The organism is Caballeronia sp. AZ1_KS37 (assembly GCF_023631165.1).
Classification (GTDB): Bacteria; Pseudomonadota; Gammaproteobacteria; order Burkholderiales; family Burkholderiaceae; genus Caballeronia; species Caballeronia zhejiangensis.
The window spans coordinates 100,306-120,601 of sequence record NZ_JALQDP010000030.1 but is presented as its reverse complement, the minus strand read 5'-3'; the positions used below and the strand labels follow the sequence as shown (position 1 = coordinate 120,601).

The window sequence follows — 20,296 nt, the reverse complement described above, 5'->3', positions numbered from 1 at the left end:
GCGCCTGACGACAGCACTCGCGGACATTGCGACATCGAAGCTTGACGAAGCCTGAACTCCATATGAACGCACACGACACTTCCATCGACCTCGCCGCCTACTTCGAGCGCATCGGGTACGCGGAATCCGTGCGGCCCGCGCCGACGCTCGACACACTGCGCGCGCTGCATCTGCTGCATCCTCAGGCCATTCCCTTCGAAAATCTCGACGTGCTGATCGGCCGCCCGATCCGGCTCGATCTCGAATCGATCCAGCGCAAGCTCGTCGCCGGACGGCGCGGCGGCTACTGCTACGAGCACAACCTGCTGTTTCGCAGCGTACTTCAGACGCTCGGTTTTCGCGTGCGCAGCTTCGCAGGACGCGTCCTGTGGGGCCGCGAGCGGTCTGACATGCCTGCGCGCACGCATATGCTGCTGCTCGTCGATCTCGACGAAGGCGCGTTCCTCGCCGACGTCGGCTTCGGCGGCATGACGCTTTCCGCGCCGCTCGCGCTCCAGACGGGCCTCGAACAGATCACACCGCACGGCGCTTTCCGCCTCGAAGGGGCCGGCGAAGCGCCCGGCTACATCCTGCAGGCGCTCGTGAACGGCGCGTGGACGAACGTCTATCGCTTCGACCTCGATCCGCAGTATGACGCCGACTACGAGATGGCCAATCATTTCGTGTCGATGTATCCGCAGTCGATCTTCCTGCACAACCTGCTCGCCGCGCGTCTCGCGCCGGGCAAGCGCCTCGCCCTGTTCAACCGGCGTTTCTCGATCCACGACGAACGCGAAGGCAGCGATCATCGCGAACTCGACGGCACGGCCAGTCTGCGCCGCGTGCTCGAAGGCGAACTCGGCATTCGTCTGCCGGATGGCGCCGAACTCGACGCCGCCCTCGCCCGTCTGCCCAACCAAGCTTAATCAGAAGACCACGATGTTCAAGAAGAAGACGCGCGGCGGCAGCGATTTCCAGACGCATCACCGCAGCGCGGTGCTCGCAAACCGGCTGCCGGCTTGGCGCTCGCGGCTCGTCGTCATCGGGGTGACGGCGGCGTTTTTGACGCTAGCCGGACGCGCGCTGTGGGTCCAGGTCATCGACCACAAGTTCTATATCGGCGAAGGCCAGAAGCGCTATCAGCGCACGCTGGCGCTCTCGGCGACGCGCGGACGCATCGTCGATCGCAATGGCGCGATGCTCGCCGTCAGCCTCGCGACCTACGAAGTCTGGGCGACGCCCAAGCTCTTCGACGGCGATCACGGTGGCGAGATCGCGCGCCTGCTCGACATGCCGCCGAAGGATCTGCAGCGCCGCATCGACGGGACTCGCGCGTTCGTCCTGCTCAAACGTCAGGTGGAAGCGGAAACCGCCGAGCGCATCGCGACGATCGGGCGCGCGGGCATCACGCTCGTGCCGGACACCAAGCGCTTCTATCCCGAAGGCGAATCGGCGGCGCACGTCGTCGGCTTCACGAATAACGAGGATCACGGGCAGGAAGGCGTCGAGCTGGCCGCCGACGCGCGTCTGACGGGCGCGGCCGGCCAGCGCGAAGTGATCCGCGACCGGCTCGGGCGCGTGGTCTCGCAGATCGGCGAGCCGGCCATGCCGCAGAACGGCGAAACCATTCAGCTGACGATCGACCGGCGCATCCAGCAACTCGCGCATTCGCAACTCAAGGCGGCGATCGCGAAGCACAAGGCGCGCGCGGGCAGCGTCGTCGTGCTGGATGCGAAGAACGGCGAAGTGCTCGCGCTCGCCAACTATCCGAGCTTCGATCCGAACGATCGCTCGCGCCTCACCGGCGAGCAGTTGCGCAACCGCGCGCTCACGGACACCTTCGAGCCCGGCTCGACCATCAAGCCGCTCGTCGCCGCGCTATCGATCGATCTCGGCCGCGTGCGGCCCGAAACGCGCATCGACACATCGCCGGGCACGTTCAAGCTCGGCCCGAACGTGATTCACGACACGTCGAATCACGGCGTCATCACCGTGTCCGAGGCGGTGCAGATGTCGAGCAACGTCGCGCTCACGAAGCTCGCGCTGCAGATTCCCGCGCAGACGATCTGGGACAAGTACCGCGAATACGGCATCGGCCGCGCGCCCGAGCTGACGTTTCCGGGCGCCGCGACCGGCCGCCTGCGCGCGCCCGAGCGCTGGAAGCCGATCGAACAGGCGACGATGGCGTATGGCTACGGTTTATCGCTGTCGCTCGTGCAGATCGCACAGATCTACACGGCGTACGCCGGCGACGGACGCTTTTATCCCGCCACGCTGATTCACGGCGAAACGCGCCGCGACGCCGTGCAGGTGACGAAGCCCGCGACCGCGAAGGCCGTGCGCAACATGCTAGAAAACGCGACCGGCGACCACGGCACGGGCCGCGCGGCGGCGGTGGAAGGCTATCGCGTCGGCGGCAAGACGGGCACGGCGCGCAAGCAGGTCGGACGCTCGTATGCGGCGAACAAGTACCGCGCGTCGTTCGTCGGCATCGCGCCGATGAGCGATCCGCGCGTGATCGTCGCCGTGATGATCGACGAGCCCACGGGGGGCACCTATTACGGCGGAACGGTCGCGGGGCCGGTGTTCTCGGGCATCGTCGGCGCGACGCTGCCGCTGCTCGGCGTGCCGCCCGACGCATGAAGCGCGGCGCACGCGGGCGCGGGCCTTGCTGCAGCGTGACCGGACTGTCAAGGGCTTGTGCTCTAATGTCGTGTTCGGCACCAGAAGATCAAACGGGAAAGACCATGAAAAAACTCGCCGCGGCGCTCGCGTTGCCTGTGCTTTTCGCCGCCTGCGCCCAGTTTCATAACGAAGATGCAGGACAACCCGAAGTCGAGAAATCGTCGACGGAAAACAAGGTGAACGGCATCGTGCAATGCATCGCCGCCGAAGCGAAAAAGCACGACGCCCAATACAAGCAGACGTCCATCCCGCAAGGCGTGATGCTCGAATTCGGCGATTCCAACGTCATCAAGGTCCGCTACGACAACGGCGAGACCACGTACCGGTACTATCCGGGGCAGCGTCATCCGTCGAACATGTGGATCGAAGGCGCGGGCAAGAAATGCGCGCCGGCGGACGCCACCGCTCACGACGAACCTCAGAAATAAGCAGACAGGACCATGCGCTCGACCAAAGCCATCAGCGCCGTCGAACGGCTCAAGACGCGCAGCGGCAACGCGAATTACGCGGCCATCTCGATGCCGGGCGGCTACTTCTATCTCGCCGAGCGCGCGCCCGAAGGCACGAAGAAAATCTCCGAGCCGATGCCGATGGACGACTTCGTCGCGTTCGTCAACGCCCGCGATCCGGCCAAGCCGCGCAAGGCCAGCAAGCTCGATCTCGCGATGGAAGAACAGATCGGCCGCAGCGGCAAACGCACGGCAAAAACGCCGTCCGCGAACGACGAATGATCGGCCTGCGTCGCCCTTGCGCGACGCAACATCGAAATCCCCGCGTTGCTCTCACACCAATGTGCGATGACAGACGGAGCCATCAGGTCCGCGTTGCGTACATTTTTGTTAACGATCGAAATCGCCGAGACAGGCAACGATCGGTCATCCGAAGAAAAGAGCAAGGGCCACCCGCTTAGCCACAAAAATATGCGCGGGTGAACGGGGTGCCTCAACGGCGCGCGTGTCCGATGTCGGGACAAGCCGTCGTATGGCCGAGAGGAAGACCAAATAATGAAGAAGAAAAACGAGACCAAGGGCAGTCTCTTGCCCTCGGCGTTGGCTGACGTCGAGCTTCAGCACATCGAGCGCGCACTCGCGCAACTTCGCACGATGCACAAGCAGTCTTCCGGCACGCTCAACGTCGAATACTGGCGGGAGCGGCTCGCCGCCGTGGTCAAGGGTTACGCGCTCGTGCCGGCGCAGAAGCAACGCATCGAAGCGTTGCGCGTCGCGCTCGACACAGTCGACAGCGGTCCGCGCGACGGCTCCGGCAGCCGTAAAAGATCGACCAACAGGCTTTGGGCGAAAGCGGCCTAAGAACCGCTTTCGCCGCTCGCGCTGCGGCGCGAATCCCTCGTTCGCGCCCGCGTCTCGCGACGAAGCGGGCGTGCAACGGTCCTTTGAACTTCCGACGATTCACGGCACGCGCGTTTCAACGCGCCGCTTTGCCGCGTCAGGCACCGTTCATGCTCGAAAGCTAGTCTTTCGATCATGCCGGGAATCGCCATGTCCACTTTCTTTCACGACCGCGCGGGCGCATCGCGCCGGCCCTCGCCGATGCTCGCGAACGCGATCGTCGCCAGTCTCATCGCGACGTTCAGCACGGTCGGCGTCGCGCAGATCACGAACGGCGGCGGCTCGGAGCGACAGGAAAGCCGTCAGTCGGATTCGAGCTCGCGCGCGAATCCATCGGGCTCGCCGCTGGTCGAATCGCAGAAACCGCAATCGAAGGATGCCGCGCAGGGCCGCGCCGCGACCGCCGACAAGAAGCACAAGGCCGAGGGCAGCACCGGCTTCAACAACGGCCTTTACGGCACGGGCGCGGGCAACAACAAATGATGCGCGCTTAGTCGCGATGCCGCTGCGGCGCGCTCGTGATCTCTGGCGCGATCGCCGCGTGATTGACGATCGCGACGAGCGACACGCCGCCAATCACATTGCCGATGAACGTCGGCACGAGGAACACGAAGAAGTAGTCGGAGATGTCCGCCGCGCCGATCATCACCGCGTAGGCCGCTTCGACCGATCCGGCGATGACGTGCGTGAGCTTGCTCACAGCGACGGTGTAGGTCACGAGCAGGATCGTGAGGAGCCGCCCCGAGCGCGCGCTCGGCAGCAGCCATACCATCAGCGCGATCAACCAGCCGGAAAACACGCCGCGAACGACGGTCACGCCGAAATCCGCGGAAAGCGGCGTCATCGCGACCTTGGCGAGCGCCTCGCTCACTTCCGGCGAAAAGACGCCGCGAATCTGCAGGATCGCGGCGAAGATCGTCGTCCCGACCAGGTTGAAGAAAAGCACGATCGCCCAAAGGCGCAGCGCCTTGAACAACGTCGACAAATCGCGCCGCGTAAGGACCGGCAGCACCGCCGTCAGCGTGCTTTCGGTGAAGAGCTGCTGACGTCCGAGGATCACGAAGACGAAGCCGATCGTGTAGCCGAAGCTCGATACGAGTCCCGTCCAGCGGGCCTCCGGCAGCGCGCTTTCGAGAATCGACTGGACGAGAAAGGAGAATCCCATCGACAGGCCGGCGGCGAGCGCCGACCACATCAGCGCGGCGAAGGTGCGCTCCATCGCGACTTCGCCTTCCTCGCGCACGATCTCGTGGATGACGAGCGGATGCGGTGCGGAATGCTCGGCGGCTTGCTCCTGCTCGGCGCTGTCGAGATGCGGCGAGTCGGCCCCCGCTTGCGGGTCGTTCATGTTCTTTCTCCCTGAACGCCGCTCGATGCGAAATGTGGATGAGCGGCTGGCGCATCCACGAAGCAGGAAGAATGCCCGTTGATTATCTGGCGACGCCGCCGTCGAGCGATTCGTAACCGCGCCACTTGTAGATGAGCGCGGAGACGATCCAGCACGCCGCGAACAGCGCGACGATGCCGTAGCCGAGCATCCCGAAGTGCTCGGAGAGCGACGCTGCCACGTCCCACAGTCCGCCCTTCAGCCGCAGCCGGTCCGCGATCAGCCCGAGCGCCTCGATGCCGCCGATCAGCACGGCAATCAGCACCGAGACGAGCGTCACGGTGAGGTTGTAGTAGAGCTTGCGGATCGGCTTCATGAAGGCCCAGCCGTAGGCGCCGGTCATCAGCAGGCTGTCGGCGGTGTCGATGAGCGACATGCCCGCCGTGAACAGCATCGGGAACACGAGAATCGACCACACCGGCATGCCGCGCGCCGCTTCGGCCGCCGCGATGCCCATCAGCCCGATTTCGGTCGCCGTGTCGAAGCCGAGGCCGAACAGAAAGCCGAGCGGATACATGTGCCAGCTCTTGCCGATCAGCCTGAAAAGCGGACGGGCGATGCGCGCGAGCGGACCGCCGCCGACCGTGAGCATGTCTATGTCGTCGCGGCAGGTTTCGCCGCGCCGCACGCGACGGAACGCGCGCCATACGCCGCGCAGCACGAACAGGTTCATCGCCGCGATCGCGAACAAAAAGAGCGACGACACCGACGTGCCGATGATTCCGCCGATCTCGCGGTACTCGGCGAACCGGCCGTGCACGGCCATCGCCGTCGCGGCGATGAGCGCGGTGGCGGCGACGACGATCGTCGAATGTCCGAGCGAAAAGAAGAAGCCGGCGAAGTGCGGCCGCTTGCCTTCGTGCATCAGCTTGCGCGTGACGTTGTCGATGGCGGCGATATGGTCGGCATCGACCGCATGGCGCAGCCCGAGCGAATACGCGAGCAACGACGTGCCGAGCAGCAGCGGATAGTGACGGAACGCGACCAACGCCCAGAGCCACGCGAGCACGTTGAACGCGATCAGCCCGCCGATGAGCCGCGCGGATTTGCGCGGCAGGTTGCGATGCGCCTGATGCGGCGCGGAAGCGGGCTCGATCGGTTCGGACATATGCGCGCGCTTGCGAGGATGAAGGGACAAAGCATAACGTGCGCCGAGCATGGTCAAAAATCGGATGCATATTGCGTCGAATGCGAAATCCTTAGCCGGATTCCTTGGTTGGGAGGCGTGCGACGCGCCGCTACCATGGCCCTTCGCCATTTTCGACGTCCGCCATGCCCCGCTATCTCGACGACGCCCAACGCCAGGAACTCCAACGCCAGCGCGAAACCTGGCGCTGGCGCAGCGAATGGCCGACGTGGGCGGTCGCCGTCGCGATCTACGGCGGATGGTTCGGCGTCGCGCTCAACGCGCGCGCGATCGGGCTGGTTCCGGCCGTCGCGCTGCTCGCGGTGCTGTCGTGCTGGTATATGTCCCTGCAGCACGAGCTGATGCACGGTCATCCGACGCGCTGGCCGCTCGTCAACATGCTCATCGGCATCGCCCCGCTCGCGGTGTGGTTTCCGTATGAGGTGTATCGCGAGTCGCATCTGCGGCATCACGACGACGCGCATCTGACCGAGCCGGGACGCGATCCCGAGAGCTATTACGTGACGCCCGAACAGTGGGCGAGCGCGGGCCCCGTCCTGCGCGCCGCGCTCGCCGCGCGCAATACCTTCGCGGGCCGGATGCTCATCGGGCCGTGGTTCTCGATCGCGGCATCGTGGCGCGAGGCGGCGCAGGCCGTCGTCGAGCGGCGCTGGAAAATCGTCGCGAGCTGGATCGTGCATCTCGCGTCGCTCGTGCTGCTCGCGAGCTGGCTCGACACGCGATGCGGCATTCCGTGGCGCGCCTTCGTGTTCGGTGTCGGCTATGCGTCGCTCGCGCTGGCGTCGATTCGCTCGTTTCAGGAGCATCGCGCGGCGGAGAGCCATAGCGAACGCACGGTCGTCAACGAGGCTGCGTGGCCGTGGCGACTGCTCTTTCTCAACAATAACTTTCACGCCGTGCATCACGATCTGCCGGGCGTGCCGTGGTTCGCGCTCGGGCGGATCTATGCGCGGCGGCGCGATGCCTATCGCGCGAGCAACGGCGGTTTCGTCGTGCGCGGATACGGCGAATGGGCGAGCCGTCACGCGTTCGCGCAGGCTGCTGAACCGGTGCATCCGTTCGCCGCGCCGGACGCATCTGCCGATCGACGCCGCGACGCGCGCCGCGAACCCGCGCGTCTCGCGAGCTGACGCCTCCCACGGTACGATTCGCGTCATGCACTGGATCGCCGCCCTGCCGATGTACAACGTCGCGCCCGCGCTCGCCGCGGATTGGCGCACGCTGCTCGAACGTGTCCGCGAGCAGCTCGCGGACTGGCTACGCGCACGCGGCGATACGCTCGAGATCGTCGATCCCGGTGCGGATCTCACCGCGTTCTGGCTGCGCGACGACGTGTTGTTGTCGCAAACCTGCGGCTATCCGCTCGTGCATGCGCTCGCGAATCGCGTGCAAGTCGTAGGCGCGCCCGATTTCAACGCGCCCGGCTGCGAAACCGGCGCTTATCGCAGCGTGATCGTCGTCGGGGCGCGTGTCGGCGCGCAATCGGTCGAAGACTGCCGAAACCTGCGCGCAGCCTACAACGACGACGATTCCAACAGCGGCATGAACCTTTTCCGACACGCCGTCGCTCCTTACGCGCACGACGGGCGCTTTTTCGCGTCGGTGACGAAAACCGGCGCGCATCTCGCGTCGCTCGCCGCAATCGCCGAAGCGCGCGCTGACATCGCCGCGATCGACTGTGTCACGTTCGCGTTCGCGCAGGCGCATCTGCCCGAATTGACGGCGGGCGTGCGCGTGCTCGACGTGACCGCCGGCGCGAGCGCGCTGCCGTTCATCGCGTCGCTGCGCGTGCCGCCGGATTCCATCGACGCAATCCTCGACGCCCTCGCCGATGCACTCGCGGACGACCCCGCGCTCGCCGCACGGCTGAGGCTCAAAGGCATCGTCAGACGCACACAGACGGACTACGCGGCCATCCTCGACTACGAGCGCGAGGCCATCGAGCGCGGCTATCCTCGCCTCGCCTGACACTTCGCCCCACGGTGCATTCCGGCAGATTCCGCGGACTTTCGGCACAATCGGTCTTTTCAGCGCGTGAAACCAGCGCGATGCCGGATGCATCGCGATCCGTCACGCTTTCGGAAAGCCGCAATGATCCCCTTCTCGCTACTCGACCTTTCCCCGGTTCCGCTCGGCTCGACGCCGGCCGACGCCTTCGCCCATTCGCTCGATCTCGCCCAGCACGCCGAGCGCTGGGGTTATCTGCGCTACTGGCTCGCCGAGCACCACAACATGACGGGCATCGCCAGCGCGGCGACCGCCGTCGTGATCGGCCATATCGCGGCGGGCACGAAGACGATTCGCGTCGGCTCGGGCGGCATCATGCTGCCGAATCACGCGCCGCTCGTGATCGCCGAGCAGTTCGGCACGCTGGCTTCGCTGTTTCCGGGACGCATCGATCTCGGACTCGGACGCGCACCCGGCACCGACCAGACCACGGCGCGAGCGCTGCGCCGCGACCTGCACGGCAGCGCCGAATCGTTTCCCGATGACGTCGTCGAATTGCAGCGCTACTTCGCCGATCCGGTCGAAGGCCAGCGCGTGCGCGCGGTGCCCGGCGCCGGCCTGAACGTGCCGATCTGGCTGCTCGGCTCGTCGCTGTTCTCGGCGCAACTCGCGGCCGCGCTCGGGCTGCCGTTCGCGTTCGCGTCGCATTTCGCGCCGGATTATCTGCTGACCGCGCTCGAGGTCTATCGCAAGCAATTCCGCCCTTCCGCGACGCTGCAAAAGCCCTACGCGATGGTCGGCGTGAACGTCTTCGCCGCCGATACCGCCGATGAAGCACGCTTTCACTTCACGTCGCTGCAGCAGCAGTTCATCAATCTGCGGCGCGGCACGCCCGGACAATTGCCGCCGCCGGTCGAGTCGATCGCGTGGAGCGACGCCGAGCGCGCGGGCGTCGAGCATTCGCTCGCGTGTTCGGTCGTCGGCGCGCCCGCCGATGTCGAAGCCGGGCTGCGCTCGGTCATCGATCAGACGCAGGCCGACGAGCTGATCGTCACGGCGCAGATCTTCGATCACAAGGCGCGTCTGCGGTCGTTCGAGCTCACGAGCCAGGCGCGCGACGCGATCGGCGCGAGCGCCTGAACCATCGGCCTGAGCAGAGAAAATTAGGGGTCGCAAGGCTTCGACGGGTCTCCCGCTTTACGCGCGCGCTTTTGACAGGCAATAATGAGATACCGGAGGACGGCGCGGGCCGCGCCATCCTTCGCGTCCGCTTCACTTGCCAAGTTGAAACTCCGCATGGCGCGCCCGATATTCGTGCATGCCGGTGTTCGGCGCGGCGACACAACAACAACGACGTCGCAAGACGGGAGGAAGAATGTCGATGCCGAGAAGCGCCGCCACTGGCGCCATGACGCTCCTGACGGAATACGACGATGCCAGCGGACAGGAAGTGCGTTCGCTGCGCCTCGAACCGGCAGCGGACGGCAAAGCCGTACTGCTGATTGAAATCGATGAGCGCAAACCCGGCATTCACCGCGAAGTGCGTTATGAAATTACGCCCGCGGAGCTGATTGCCGCCATTCGCGCGCACGGTGCCGAATTACCTGGGGAACAACACAGTCGTTAAAACGTTTTAATAGTTGCCATCGGCAGCATACAATAGAGTTAGCGAGGTTTCGGCCGCCATGCGGAATTGGCGGAGCGGCTTCGCCATCGGTTCGTGGCTCCCCACGTGACGTTCCGCGCGCTTCCCGTTCGCGCGTCCGTCACGGCGATGCTCGGGCGGGCGAACGTTCGCATTGGTGGCAATGCACACATTAAAGGCAAAGTCATCGCGCGAATTAATAGGCGTGCGGTAATACACTAATTGACGCGTGCCATGCGCTGCGTCACGCTTCATAAAACACATATATTCAAGTCATCGAACCGCCCCGGTCCGCGCGGGGTTTCGGTTCGTCCTCTGAAAATCAAAAAGCTGAATCAGGAAAGCCGTGGACGAAAGAAAGCGAGACAGCATCATTGCGTATTTGCGCAGCCGAATGGCTGAGTTCGGCATTTCGGAAAGAGCGTTGGCCGAAGCATTGGCCGAAGCGCCGGCGGAGAATCCGCCGCCGCCCTCCTTCACCAAGACCAACGGAACTCATGGCGCACCCAAGGCAAAGCGGCCGATGCCGCAATTGCCCCTGATACCGCATTCGTCGGATGCCGGGGCGCCGATATTCCGAAACGCGAGCGGCGATACGTGGGACGGCATCGGCGATATGCCCGAGTGGCTCAAGCGTGCAGTGCACGCCGGGCAGGACATTGAGTTTTATCGCGTTTGAGCGTCGTCGGCACATTGCCGAGGCAGGCCGCGCCTCGCTCGCGGCGGTTCGCGCGCGTCCTTTGAAACGCAGACCCGGTACATTGCGCCCAGCGCGCTCGCCGGTCGCGTTTTCGCTGCTCATAGGCAGCGTTCATAGGCAATTCACAGGGATTTATCAAGCCCAAAAAATTTTCGCCGATGGTTGCCCATCGAGCCTGAAAACGTTTATTGATACTTCTCTGTAAGTCGGCTCCTATTCGAGCCACGCATCGGCCTGACGTCAAGCACGCCCGATCAAGTCCCGCCGTCTCCATTCGACCAGGGGGCACGCATGAACGCATACGGACGCCGCAACGTTGCACCCGCCGCTCGCCGGCATCGACCGGCACAGGAACGCGCGCGAGGCACCGGCTCGGGTTCGCACAGTGGCGCCTGACGTCCCGGTCAACCGAAGTAATCCTAACGATCGAGCGGCGCGCGCCATGCTCTCCCGTCCCGACACACTGCCGAGCGTCGTGCGGCGCATGACGGCCGGACGCATGCTGCTCGGTGGCGCGTCGGTCGAGGCGGTGGCCGAGGCGCTGCATCTTTCCTTGCAAACGGTGCGGCGTTACAAGGCGATCGTCGACGAAGGCGGCCTCGACGCGCTCGGCAAGATGGGCGTCGGCGGGCGCGCGTCGGTGCTGGATCGCGAGGCGCTCGACTGGATCGCCGCCGCGCTGCGTGGGCCCGCGCGCGCGCACGGTTTCGAGAGCGATACGTGGACCAATGCGCGTCTGCGCGAACTGATCGAGCGGCGCTACGGCGTGCGTTACTCGCGCGTCTATATCTGGCAGATCGCGACGAACCTCGGGCTCGGACATTTGCTGTCGAAGTCGCGCCGCTGAGCGCGTTCCGCAAGTTGACTGAAGCAACACGAACATAAGGAGGCACGGCATGTTCCGCTCGTCATCTCAAGCTTCGCATCGTTCGGTCAGGATCCTCGCCGCCTGCGTGGCGCTCGCTCTCGGCGCGATCGGAAGCGCATCCGCCGACGATGCCGCGTCCGCCCCGACGACGCGCGGCGCGGCGGCCATCGCGCAGGTGCAGGCGCGCGTAGTCGGCATCGATCCGACGACGAACAGCGTGTCGCTGCAGGGTCCGGGCGGGCGCGTCGTCGAAGTGGCGGTGAATCCCGAAGTCGGCGATGTGAAGAAACTTCAGCTCGGCGATATCGTGAACATCGAATATCGCAGCGCGGTGCTCGTGAGCGCGACGAAGGTGAAGTCGAACGGCATCCGCGAGCGCATCGACACGGACGCGTTGATTCCCGCGTCCGGGGGCGTGGCGGCGGAGGCGCGCGTCGTCGAGGTGATCGGGACGATCGAGCGCGTCGATGCGAAGAACCGGCGCATCACGCTGCGCGGGCCGAACAAGACGGTGACGCTGCAAGCCGCGCCGGATGTGCCGCTCGCCGGGTTGAAATCCGGGGATATGGTGCACGCGCGGTTCGAATCGGCGACCGCCGTGCAGGTGATGCGCGGCGGCCAGGGGATCAAATGAATGTGTGCGGTTGTCCACAGTTTTTGTGGAGAGCCTTGTGGATAGCCGTGGGAGCATCGCCTCAACGCTTTGATCGCAAAGGCTTTTCCTTCGTGCATCGACAACGCGGCAGCCGCTGAAAAACGAAACGCCCCGCAGGGCGTTTCGTCATCCTCTCAGGCTCGAAGCGCGCCCTTCGCGTCAGAAATTGAAGTTGTCGATATTCGCGGCATCGAAGGTCGTCGGCGGGCCGAGAATCACTTCCCCGCTCTTGCCGACCGTGCGCTTGCCCAGCTTGCCCGCCTCGAACGAATCGCCTTCCTTGCCGGTGATCGTCCCCGATGCGAGATTGGCCGCCGCGAACGCCGCGAGATAACCCAGTTGACCCGGATCCCACAACTGGAACGCCTTGACCGTGCCGTTCTTCACGAACGCGCGCATCTGATTCGGCGTGCCGAGGCCCGTCACGACGACCTTGCCCTTCGCCGGCGAACTGGAGATATAGCGCGCCGCCGCCGCGATCCCGACCGATGTCGGCGCGACGATACCCTTCAGGTTCGGATAAGCCTGCAACAAGCCCTGCGTCTCGACGAAGGACTTCTGATCGTCGTCGTTGCCGTACGCGATCTTCACGAGCTTCATCTTCGAATATTCGGGCTTCTTCAGTTCCTCCTGCATCCACTTGATCCAGGTGTTCTGATTCGTCGCATTGGGCGTCGCCGAGAGAATCGCGAATTCGCCCTCGCCGCCGATCAGCTTCGACAGCAACTGGATCTGTCCGCGCCCGATCGCTTCCGAATCGGCCTGATTGACGAAGATCTGCCGGCCATCGGGCGCCGTGTCCGAGTCGAAGGTCACGACCTTGATCCCTTGCGACATCGCCTTCTTGAGATACGGCACGACCGCGTTGGCATCGTTCGCCGCGATCACGATCGCGTTCTGCCGCTGCGTGATGAGCGTGTTGATGTAGCTCACCTGCGACGACGCGCCCGCATCCGACGGACCCACGACCTTGCCATCGCCCTTGAGCTCCTTGATCGCGGCCATGCCGCCGTCGTCGGCGATCACTTCGTACGGGTTGTTGATCTGCTTCGGCAGGAAAGCGATCTTCAGGCCGCTCTTGATATCGGCGGCGCTTGCCGAAAGCGCCACGGTCGCCGCGAGAAAGGCCGCCGCCAGCGCCGGCCCGCGCAGGAATCGATGAGGTTTATTCATGTTGGCATGTCTCCTGTCATTGCGCATTGGCTGCGCTGGTTGATTACGACGTTCAAAGCGCCTGCGCCATCAGACGCTTCTCGCGCGCGGCCCGCCAGCGCGCGACGAGATTCGGGATCAGCACCGACGAAAGCAGCAGCGCGCCCGTCACGATGGTGAGCGTTTCGCTCGATACGTCCGCGAGCGTCAGCGCATTGCGCAGCACGCCGATGATGACGAGCGACAGCAGCACGCCGATCATCGAGCCGCGTCCGCCGAAGATGCTCACGCCGCCGAACAGCACCGCCGCGATCACCGAAAGCTCGAAGCCTTCGCCGTTATCGCCGCGCGCGCTCGTGAAGCGCAGCGTGTAGACGATGCCCGCGAGCGCCGCCATCGCGCCCGACATCATGAAGAGCTTCAGCTTCGTCTTCGCCACATCGATGCCGGAAAATTGCGCGGCCGTCGGATTCGCGCCGATCGCGAAGAGGCTGCGGCCGAAAGGCGTCGCTTGCAGCAAGACCGTGAAGATGATCGCGCCTGCAATGACGAGGACGAACGGCATCGGCAGGAAGGTGTCGCCGACCGTATCGATGCCGAACGCCGTGTACGACGCGGGAAAATCCGCGATCGCCTGATCGCCGAGCAGCACGTACGCAAGGCCGCGAAAAAGCGCGAGCGTGCCGATCGTCACCGCGAGCGATGGCAGACTGAAGCGCACGATCACGAGGCCGTTGAGCAGGCCAGCAAGCGTGCCGAACGCGAGCACGAGGACGATCACGAGCGGCATCGGCAAGCCCATGTGCCACAGCACGCCCATCAGCGCGCTCGATGCGCCGAGCACCGACGCCACCGACAAATCGATCTCCGCCGCGACGATGACGAGCGTCATCGGCAGCGCGATCAATGCGATCTCGGTGAAGTCGGCGAGCATGTTCGAGATGTTCGCCGTCGACAGGAACAACGGCGACAGCACGCGCCCGGCGACGAGCGATACGACGAGCACGATCGCGAGCATCGCTTCCCATTGCAGAGGGCGGCGTTTCGTCGTGGACAGAGCGGAATCGGGTTTAGCCATGATCGCGTTTCCTCATCATGCGGCGCGCGACGGAACGCGCGAGCAAGGTATCGAGCGCGATCGCCGCGACGATCAGCGCGCCTTGAATCGCCTGCTGCCAGAACGGCGACACGCGCAGCACCACCAGTGCGATGTTGATGACGCCGAGCACGAGCGCACCGAGCGTCGCGCCGGCGATGGTCCCGACGCCACCCGTGATCGCGACGCTGCCCACGACCGCCGCGGCGACGACTTGCAGTTCGATGCCCTTCGCCGTGCTGGCATCGACGGTGCCGAAACGCGCGAGCCACAGCACGCCCGCGAGCCCCGCGATCGCGCCGGAAAGCAGGAAGCCGATCATCACGCGGCGATCCACGCGTATGCCCGCAAGACGCGCGGCCTCGGGATTCGAGCCGATCGCATAATGCTCGCGCCCGCCGCGATACTGCTTCAGATACACCGACAGCGCGATCAGCACGACGAGCGCGATCAGCACGAGATTCGGCACGCCGATAAGCGAGCCCGTCGCGATGGACGCGAATGCGTCGGGCAGGCTCGTCGCGTTGATCTGGCCGCCGTGGACCCACGCGTAATCCGCGCCGCGCACGATATAGAGCGTCGAGAGCGTCGCGACGAGCGACGGCACGCGCCCGAACGTGACGAGCGCGCCGTTCACCGCGCCGATCACGAAGCCGATGCCGATTCCCGCGAACATCGCCACGATCACCGGCATGTGCGGGAACATGACGAAGAGGCTGCCGACGCCATACGCGCTCACGCCGACGACCGACGCCACCGACAGATCGATATGCCGCATCAGCATCACGATCGTCATGCCCGCCGTCAGCAGGCCGATGATCGACACGTTGAGCAGCACGTCGCGCAGGTTCTGCAGGTTCAGGAAATCGGGCTTCACCGCGCCGGTCGCGCCGATCAGCACGAGCAGCACGATGAAGAGCGTCAGCTCGCGGCTCTTCGCGATCGTGACCGCGAGGCTTTCGCGCTTCGTATCGGCGGCGTGCATCGCGGGGAGTGAAGATGTATGTCGAGTCATCATGCTGCGTGCCCCAAAACGGCAGGCGATGCGCCCAGCGCAGCGCTCATTACGCGTTCTTCGTTCGCCTCGGCGCGCGCGATATCGGCGCTGATGCGGCCTTCGTGCATCACGAGCACGCGATCGGCCATGCCGAGCACTTCGGGCAGCTCGCTGGAAATCATCAGCACGGCCATGCCTTCTCTGACGAGTTCGGCGAGCGTGCGATACACCTCCGCTTTCGCGCCCACGTCGATGCCACGCGTCGGTTCGTCGATGACGAGCACCTTCGGATTCGTCGCGAGCCATTTGCCGAGCACGACCTTCTGCTGATTGCCGCCCGACAGCGTGCCGACGGGCGCATCGAGATCGCTGGCCTTCAGACGCAGGCGCTTGCCCCAGTCGGCGGCGAGCGTCGATTCGCTTCTCGCCGTGATGAGCCCGTGGCGCATCAATCGGCCGAGCACCGTCAGCGATGCGTTGCGCGCAATGCTCAACTCCAGCGCGAGCCCTTGCGCGCGACGATCTTCCGGCACCAGCGCGAGCCCGGCGCGCACCGCCGCCGCCGGATGCCCAAGCGCGAGCTTCTTGCCGGCGATCTTCACCTCGCCGCCATCGACCGGATCGATGCCGAAGATCGCGCGCGCCACTTCGCTTCGTCCCGCGCCGACGAGTCCCGCGAGCGCGACGATCTCGCCCGCGCGCACATCGAAGGACACGTTCTTGAACACGCCTTCGCGCGTGAGATTGCGCACCGAAAGACGCACGTCGCCGGGCGCGACATCGGCTTTCGGATAGAACGTGTCGAGATCGCGGCCGACCATTTTGCTCACGATCGCATCGATGTTCATGTTCTCGGTGAGCGCGTCGTGGACCTTCATGCCGTCGCGCATGATCGTCATGCGCTGCGTCAGCGCGAACACTTCATCGAGACGATGCGTGATGAAGAGAATCGCGGCATCGCGCTCGCGCAACGCACGCACGATCGCGAAGAGCCGCTCGACTTCGGGCAGCGAAAGCGCGGCCGTCGGCTCGTCCATGATGAGCACGTTCGCGTCGAGCGACAGCGCCTTCGCGATTTCCACGACTTGCTGATCCGCGATCGACAATCCGCGCACGAGCCGTTGCGCGCGCAGATTCACGCCGAGCGACGCGAGCAACGCATCGACTTCGCGATGCATCTCGTCGTAGCGAATGCGCCCGAAGCGATCGCGCGGCTGGCGGCCCATGTAAATGTTCTCGGCGATGGAAAGATCGGCGAAAAGCGTCGGCTCCTGATAGATCACGGCGATGCCCGCATCGCGCGCTTGCGCCGGATTCGCGAAGCGGCGCGCCTCGCCTTCGACGAGCAACTCACCCGCATCCGGCTGATAGACGCCCGCGAGCAACTTCACGAGCGTCGATTTGCCCGCGCCGTTTTCGCCGAGCAGCGCGTGCACTTCGCCGGGAAAGAGTTGCAGGCTGCCGTCGCCGAGCGCGCGCACGCGGCCGAACGATTTGCTGGCGTGTCTCAGTTCAAGACGTGGCGTCGTCATGTCGTTTTCCTCAGATGCGGTAGATGCGTTCCGCGTTGCGCACGAAGAGCGCTGCTTTCTCGCTGTCGCTCGCGTCGGCGACGATGCGCGCATACGCGTTCCACAACGCCGTGTACGTGCCGAACAGCCGATCCACCGGAAAGTTCGATGCGAACATCGCGCGCTCGACGCCGAACGTATCGATCGTCTCGTGCACGTAAGGACGCAGGCTTTCGATAGTCCAGCCGTGATCGAACATCGCAAAGCCGCTCAGCTTCACCGCGACGTTCGGGCAAGCGGCCAGCAAGCGCATGCCGTCGCGCCACGCGCGATAACCTTGCGTCGATGCGCGATCCACGAACATGCCCGCGTGATTGACGATGAATTGCGTATCCGCATGCTCGCGCGCGAGTTGCGCCGCCTCTTTCATCTGCGATGGATAAAGCTGCAGATCGAACGACATGCCGAAGCGCTTGAGCAAGCCGAAGTGCCTGCGCCATTGCGGCTCGCGCATGTAATGACGCCCGACGTAGTCGTAGAGCTTGCTGTCATGCACGTTGAGAATCTGGCGGATGCCGCGCGTATTGGCGAACGCCGCATGCGCTTCGAGCACTTGCTGCGCGTTATCCGCCGACAGATCCGCGCCCGCGACGATGCCGTTCGGCATGCCTTCGATATCCGCGATCGATTGAAGCCAGCGCGTTTCCTCGACGGGATCGGCGGGATCGTGATTTGCATCGACGTGCACGAGCTTCAGCACTTCGATGTCTTCGGCATCGCGCAGCAGATCGGTGAGCAGATAGTCGTGCTGCAAGTCGCGCGCATCGCCGACGAACGACGTCTGCGGATTCGCAAGCCACGGGTAATGATGCGTCTTCAAGTCCCACAAATGAATGTGCGGATCGACGACCTGCATGATGGCGTTCCTCGCGAAAGAGGCGAACGTTTCAGGGAAGATGAAAGACCGGCACGAGCGGCGTCGTCACGGGCGAATTGTCCGCGTGCGTGTCCATCAACTCGGCCATGAGGTTCCACCACTTGCGCATGATGGGCAGCGTCGGCAACGCATCGGTCGTGTGCGTGTCGGTGCGCTGATAAATGGCGAAGAGATGCCCGTTCGAGTCGTCCAGAAAGATCCGGTAATCGCGGATTCCGGCGGCGCGCAACGCATCGGCCAGTTCCGGCCATATCTCGCGATGACGCTTCTCGTATTCGTCGCGCATGCCCGGCTTGAGGGTCATGCGAAATGCCACTGTCTCCATGGCGGACCGCCTTTTTATGTTTGGTGAATCCCTGTGTTCGGGACTCGTTGTGCTGCGACTATAATTCGCCGACCGATAACACGACAATCCGATTGCAGGATTGGCCGATCGCAAAAACGTATCGCTGCGCCTTATCATCGCGCGGTTTCGAGCGGACTGTCGAATGAACCAGAACGTGTCCCAAAGTGTGTCGTCCAGCCTTTCACCGATCGCGCTCGTCAATCGGCTGAAGTTCAAACATCTCGCCCTTCTCGTCGCGCTCGACGACGCGCGCAATCTGCATCAGGCCGCCGACGCGATCAACGTCGCGCAGCCGAGCGCGAGCCGTATGCTCGCCGACATCGAGGAAGCATTCGGCTTTCTGCTCTTCGAGCGCAATGCACGCGGCATGCAGCCGACGCCGCTCGGCACCGCCGCGCTCGCTTACGCGCGCCGCTCGCTCGCGGACCTGACGCGCTTCGCCGACGATCTCGACGCCAAGCGCCGCGGCGGTCACGGTCAACTGACGGTCGGCGCGATCATGGGCGCAGCGCCCGACGTGCTCGCGATGGCCGTCACCGAATTGAAATCCGAACGTCCGCTACTGAACGTGCGCATTCTCGGCGAGACGAGCGATCAGGTTGTGCAATTGCTGCATCGCCGCGAAGTCGACCTCGCGCTCGGACGCCTCACCACGCCGTTGCAGCACAACGATTTCGACTTCGAGCCGCTCGCGCGCGAAGCGATGCGGCTTGTCGTGCGCGCGGGGCATCCGTTGGCGGACAAGGCTTCGCTCGAGCTGCAAACGCTCGTCGGCTGGCCCTGGATTCTGCAACCGATCACGAGTCCCGCGCGCGGCCTCTTCGAAGACGAACTCGCGCGCGCCGGGCTGACGACGCCCGCCGATATCGTCGAATGCGCGTCGATCTTCGCGACGCTGCAACTCCTGCAAAACAGCGAAGCCGTCGCGATGCTGCCGGAATCAGTCGTGCGCGACTATCTGCGCGCGCAATTGCTGATCGAACTGCCGATCGAGATCGGCAAGAGCCTGTCCGGATTCGGCTTGTTGCGGCGCAAGTTCGAAACCTTGAGCGAACCGGCCGAGTACTTCATCGCGTTGTTGCGCAAGTACTCGGCGTCGTCGCGTCACTGAAGGTTCACGAACAGCCCGCCATCGACGAGCAAGGACGCGCCCGTCACATAGCGCGCCCGATCCGAAGCCAGAAACACGACGCACTGCGCGACATCGTCCGGTGCGCCGAGACGTCCGAGCGGGATGCGTTTTTCCATGTAGGCGCGCTTGTCCTCGTTCGAGAGATCGTCGGCGTTGAGGTCCGTCGCGATCGTGCCGGGCATCACCGAATTGCAGCGGATGCCGTACGGTCCCAACGCGATCGCGCAGGATTGCATCAGCGAATGCACGCCCGCCTTGGTCGGCGTGTAATGCGTCTGCATGCCGCCGCCGACGAGCGCGCTGATCGAACTCGTCGCGACGATCGCACCGCCCGTGCCCTGCGCTTTCATCTGGTTCGCGGCGGCCTGCGTGACGTAGAACGCGCCGTTCAGATTCACGGCGACCGTGGTTTCATAGACAGAAGCCGGCATGTCGAGGAACGCGTGAAACGGACAGATGCCCGCGTTGCTCGACAGCACATCGACGCGCCCGAACGCTTCCACCGTGCGCCGGATCAGTTCCATGCCGGTCTCGCGCTCGGCGACGTTGCCTTCGACCGCGATCGCGCGCCGCCCGAGCGCCTCGATCTCGCCGACGATCGATTCCACCGCCGACGCCTTCCCGTAAGACGTGTCGTTGTCGCGCCAGTAGTTGATCGCGACGTCCGCGCCTTCGCGCGCGCTCGCGAGCGCGATCGCACGGCCGATGCCGCGCGAGCCGCCCGTCACTACGACGACCTTGTTCTCCAGCAACATGCGATGCC

23 protein-coding genes are annotated in these 20,296 nt (G+C 64.7%); 14 read left to right on the top strand and 9 right to left on the bottom strand.

Translation table 11 applies throughout. From position 1 onward, the window contains the following. Window positions 1-62: 62 nt before the first annotated feature. The 6 genes from NCS00_RS16795 (at window position 63) to NCS00_RS16770 (ending at window position 4,496) form a co-directional block, all read left to right on the top strand. Window positions 63-905 (top strand): arylamine N-acetyltransferase family protein, encoded by an 843-nt coding sequence (locus tag NCS00_RS16795; RefSeq protein ID WP_175979245.1) that lies wholly within the window; start codon window positions 63-65, stop codon window positions 903-905. A 13-nt stretch (window positions 906-918) separates the two neighbouring features. Beyond that, window positions 919-2,622: a peptidoglycan D,D-transpeptidase FtsI family protein gene (locus NCS00_RS16790; RefSeq protein WP_008353508.1), complete on the top strand. Its 1,704-nt coding sequence runs from the start codon at window positions 919-921 to the stop codon at window positions 2,620-2,622. Between the two features lie 104 nt (window positions 2,623-2,726). Then, a complete protein-coding gene (locus NCS00_RS16785; RefSeq protein ID WP_008353509.1) occupies window positions 2,727-3,092 on the top strand; it encodes a hypothetical protein in 366 nt (121 codons plus the stop codon). A gap of 12 nt (window positions 3,093-3,104) precedes the next feature. Next, on the top strand, window positions 3,105-3,395 hold the full coding sequence (locus NCS00_RS16780) for a hypothetical protein (protein WP_034471787.1): 291 nt from the start codon (window positions 3,105-3,107) through the stop codon (window positions 3,393-3,395). 273 nt (window positions 3,396-3,668) lie between these two features. Continuing rightward, entirely contained in the window at window positions 3,669-3,974 is a 306-nt protein-coding gene (locus NCS00_RS16775) for a hypothetical protein (RefSeq protein ID WP_008353512.1), read from the top strand. A gap of 189 nt (window positions 3,975-4,163) precedes the next feature. Beyond that, window positions 4,164-4,496 carry a hypothetical protein gene (locus NCS00_RS16770; RefSeq protein ID WP_008353516.1) on the top strand — a complete coding sequence of 111 codons (333 nt, stop codon included), beginning with the start codon at window positions 4,164-4,166 and terminating at the stop codon, window positions 4,494-4,496. A gap of 7 nt (window positions 4,497-4,503) precedes the next feature. Here the strand turns inward: NCS00_RS16770 and NCS00_RS16765 are convergent, their stop codons facing one another. Together NCS00_RS16765 and NCS00_RS16760 are read right to left on the bottom strand one after the other, a co-directional pair. Next, window positions 4,504-5,361 (bottom strand): formate/nitrite transporter family protein, encoded by an 858-nt coding sequence (locus tag NCS00_RS16765; protein ID WP_008353518.1) that lies wholly within the window; start codon window positions 5,359-5,361, stop codon window positions 4,504-4,506. A gap of 82 nt (window positions 5,362-5,443) precedes the next feature. After that, on the bottom strand, window positions 5,444-6,508 hold the full coding sequence (locus NCS00_RS16760) for a HoxN/HupN/NixA family nickel/cobalt transporter (protein WP_175979243.1): 1,065 nt from the start codon (window positions 6,506-6,508) through the stop codon (window positions 5,444-5,446). Window positions 6,509-6,672: 164 nt separating this feature from the next. On the opposite strand from NCS00_RS16760, the gene NCS00_RS16755 reads away from it, so the two are divergent. The 7 genes from NCS00_RS16755 (at window position 6,673) to NCS00_RS16725 (ending at window position 12,341) form a co-directional block, all read left to right on the top strand. Continuing rightward, window positions 6,673-7,677, top strand: coding sequence for a fatty acid desaturase (locus NCS00_RS16755; RefSeq protein ID WP_175979242.1), 1,005 nt, complete (start codon window positions 6,673-6,675; stop codon window positions 7,675-7,677). Window positions 7,678-7,702: 25 nt separating this feature from the next. Next, entirely contained in the window at window positions 7,703-8,515 is an 813-nt protein-coding gene (locus NCS00_RS16750) for a phosphate/phosphite/phosphonate ABC transporter substrate-binding protein (RefSeq protein ID WP_250440553.1), read from the top strand. Between the two features lie 123 nt (window positions 8,516-8,638). Further along, the gene (locus NCS00_RS16745) at window positions 8,639-9,634 is read left to right on the top strand and encodes an LLM class flavin-dependent oxidoreductase (RefSeq protein WP_008353522.1); all 996 of its coding nucleotides are present in this window, start codon (window positions 8,639-8,641) and stop codon (window positions 9,632-9,634) included. A gap of 241 nt (window positions 9,635-9,875) precedes the next feature. After that, entirely contained in the window at window positions 9,876-10,121 is a 246-nt protein-coding gene (locus NCS00_RS16740) for a hypothetical protein (protein ID WP_008353523.1), read from the top strand. A 364-nt stretch (window positions 10,122-10,485) separates the two neighbouring features. Continuing rightward, window positions 10,486-10,818, top strand: coding sequence for an H-NS family nucleoid-associated regulatory protein (locus NCS00_RS16735; protein ID WP_008353524.1), 333 nt, complete (start codon window positions 10,486-10,488; stop codon window positions 10,816-10,818). A 463-nt stretch (window positions 10,819-11,281) separates the two neighbouring features. After that, window positions 11,282-11,686 carry a helix-turn-helix domain-containing protein gene (locus tag NCS00_RS16730; RefSeq protein ID WP_008353526.1) on the top strand — a complete coding sequence of 135 codons (405 nt, stop codon included), beginning with the start codon at window positions 11,282-11,284 and terminating at the stop codon, window positions 11,684-11,686. Window positions 11,687-11,735: 49 nt separating this feature from the next. After that, the gene (locus tag NCS00_RS16725; RefSeq protein ID WP_008353527.1) at window positions 11,736-12,341 is read left to right on the top strand and encodes a copper-binding protein; all 606 of its coding nucleotides are present in this window, start codon (window positions 11,736-11,738) and stop codon (window positions 12,339-12,341) included. A 180-nt stretch (window positions 12,342-12,521) separates the two neighbouring features. On the opposite strand, the gene rhaS is transcribed toward NCS00_RS16725, so the two are convergent. The 6 genes from rhaS to rhaM are packed head-to-tail and all read right to left on the bottom strand — an operon-like array spanning window position 12,522 to window position 18,380. Beyond that, window positions 12,522-13,535 (bottom strand): rhamnose ABC transporter substrate-binding protein, encoded by a 1,014-nt coding sequence (rhaS, locus tag NCS00_RS16720; RefSeq protein ID WP_008353534.1) that lies wholly within the window; start codon window positions 13,533-13,535, stop codon window positions 12,522-12,524. Window positions 13,536-13,587: 52 nt separating this feature from the next. Beyond that, window positions 13,588-14,592 (bottom strand): ABC transporter permease, encoded by a 1,005-nt coding sequence (locus NCS00_RS16715; RefSeq protein WP_250440552.1) that lies wholly within the window; start codon window positions 14,590-14,592, stop codon window positions 13,588-13,590. Then, window positions 14,585-15,625 (bottom strand): ABC transporter permease, encoded by a 1,041-nt coding sequence (locus NCS00_RS16710; protein WP_175979565.1) that lies wholly within the window; start codon window positions 15,623-15,625, stop codon window positions 14,585-14,587. The genes NCS00_RS16715 and NCS00_RS16710 overlap by 8 nt, the downstream gene beginning before the upstream one ends. Beyond that, the gene (locus NCS00_RS16705; RefSeq protein ID WP_250440551.1) at window positions 15,625-17,139 is read right to left on the bottom strand and encodes a sugar ABC transporter ATP-binding protein; all 1,515 of its coding nucleotides are present in this window, start codon (window positions 17,137-17,139) and stop codon (window positions 15,625-15,627) included. The genes NCS00_RS16710 and NCS00_RS16705 overlap by 1 nt, the downstream gene beginning before the upstream one ends. Window positions 17,140-17,149: 10 nt before the next feature. After that, window positions 17,150-18,034, bottom strand: a complete 885-nt coding sequence (locus tag NCS00_RS16700) for an amidohydrolase family protein (RefSeq protein ID WP_250440550.1) — start codon at window positions 18,032-18,034, stop codon at window positions 17,150-17,152. Window positions 18,035-18,065: 31 nt separating this feature from the next. Continuing rightward, the gene (gene rhaM / locus NCS00_RS16695; protein ID WP_250440549.1) at window positions 18,066-18,380 is read right to left on the bottom strand and encodes an L-rhamnose mutarotase; all 315 of its coding nucleotides are present in this window, start codon (window positions 18,378-18,380) and stop codon (window positions 18,066-18,068) included. 163 nt (window positions 18,381-18,543) lie between these two features. Here rhaM and NCS00_RS16690 point away from each other — a divergent pair, with 163 nt between their 5' ends. Further along, the gene (locus tag NCS00_RS16690; protein WP_008353543.1) at window positions 18,544-19,512 is read left to right on the top strand and encodes a LysR family transcriptional regulator; all 969 of its coding nucleotides are present in this window, start codon (window positions 18,544-18,546) and stop codon (window positions 19,510-19,512) included. Here the strand turns inward: NCS00_RS16690 and lra1 are convergent. Then, window positions 19,506-20,288 carry an L-rhamnose 1-dehydrogenase Lra1 gene (gene lra1 / locus NCS00_RS16685; RefSeq protein WP_250440548.1) on the bottom strand — a complete coding sequence of 261 codons (783 nt, stop codon included), beginning with the start codon at window positions 20,286-20,288 and terminating at the stop codon, window positions 19,506-19,508. The genes NCS00_RS16690 and lra1 overlap by 7 nt on opposite strands. Between the last annotated feature and the right edge of the window lie 8 nt (window positions 20,289-20,296).

Coding starts and splice junctions, on each gene's coding strand:
- NCS00_RS16795 (WP_175979245.1), top strand. CDS start 63: ATGAACGCACACGACACTTCCATCGACCTCGCCGCCTACTTCGAGCGC.
- NCS00_RS16790 (WP_008353508.1), top strand. CDS start 919: ATGTTCAAGAAGAAGACGCGCGGCGGCAGCGATTTCCAGACGCATCAC.
- NCS00_RS16785 (WP_008353509.1), top strand. CDS start 2,727: ATGAAAAAACTCGCCGCGGCGCTCGCGTTGCCTGTGCTTTTCGCCGCC.
- NCS00_RS16780 (WP_034471787.1), top strand. CDS start 3,105: ATGCGCTCGACCAAAGCCATCAGCGCCGTCGAACGGCTCAAGACGCGC.
- NCS00_RS16775 (WP_008353512.1), top strand. CDS start 3,669: ATGAAGAAGAAAAACGAGACCAAGGGCAGTCTCTTGCCCTCGGCGTTG.
- NCS00_RS16770 (WP_008353516.1), top strand. CDS start 4,164: ATGTCCACTTTCTTTCACGACCGCGCGGGCGCATCGCGCCGGCCCTCG.
- NCS00_RS16765 (WP_008353518.1), bottom strand. CDS start 5,361: ATGAACGACCCGCAAGCGGGGGCCGACTCGCCGCATCTCGACAGCGCC.
- NCS00_RS16760 (WP_175979243.1), bottom strand. CDS start 6,508: ATGTCCGAACCGATCGAGCCCGCTTCCGCGCCGCATCAGGCGCATCGC.
- NCS00_RS16755 (WP_175979242.1), top strand. CDS start 6,673: ATGCCCCGCTATCTCGACGACGCCCAACGCCAGGAACTCCAACGCCAG.
- NCS00_RS16750 (WP_250440553.1), top strand. CDS start 7,703: ATGCACTGGATCGCCGCCCTGCCGATGTACAACGTCGCGCCCGCGCTC.
- NCS00_RS16745 (WP_008353522.1), top strand. CDS start 8,639: ATGATCCCCTTCTCGCTACTCGACCTTTCCCCGGTTCCGCTCGGCTCG.
- NCS00_RS16740 (WP_008353523.1), top strand. CDS start 9,876: ATGCCGAGAAGCGCCGCCACTGGCGCCATGACGCTCCTGACGGAATAC.
- NCS00_RS16730 (WP_008353526.1), top strand. CDS start 11,282: ATGCTCTCCCGTCCCGACACACTGCCGAGCGTCGTGCGGCGCATGACG.
- NCS00_RS16725 (WP_008353527.1), top strand. CDS start 11,736: ATGTTCCGCTCGTCATCTCAAGCTTCGCATCGTTCGGTCAGGATCCTC.
- rhaS (WP_008353534.1), bottom strand. CDS start 13,535: ATGAATAAACCTCATCGATTCCTGCGCGGGCCGGCGCTGGCGGCGGCC.
- NCS00_RS16715 (WP_250440552.1), bottom strand. CDS start 14,592: ATGGCTAAACCCGATTCCGCTCTGTCCACGACGAAACGCCGCCCTCTG.
- NCS00_RS16710 (WP_175979565.1), bottom strand. CDS start 15,625: ATGACTCGACATACATCTTCACTCCCCGCGATGCACGCCGCCGATACG.
- NCS00_RS16705 (WP_250440551.1), bottom strand. CDS start 17,139: ATGACGACGCCACGTCTTGAACTGAGACACGCCAGCAAATCGTTCGGC.
- NCS00_RS16700 (WP_250440550.1), bottom strand. CDS start 18,034: ATGCAGGTCGTCGATCCGCACATTCATTTGTGGGACTTGAAGACGCAT.
- rhaM (WP_250440549.1), bottom strand. CDS start 18,380: ATGGAGACAGTGGCATTTCGCATGACCCTCAAGCCGGGCATGCGCGAC.
- NCS00_RS16690 (WP_008353543.1), top strand. CDS start 18,544: ATGAACCAGAACGTGTCCCAAAGTGTGTCGTCCAGCCTTTCACCGATC.
- lra1 (WP_250440548.1), bottom strand. CDS start 20,288: ATGTTGCTGGAGAACAAGGTCGTCGTAGTGACGGGCGGCTCGCGCGGC.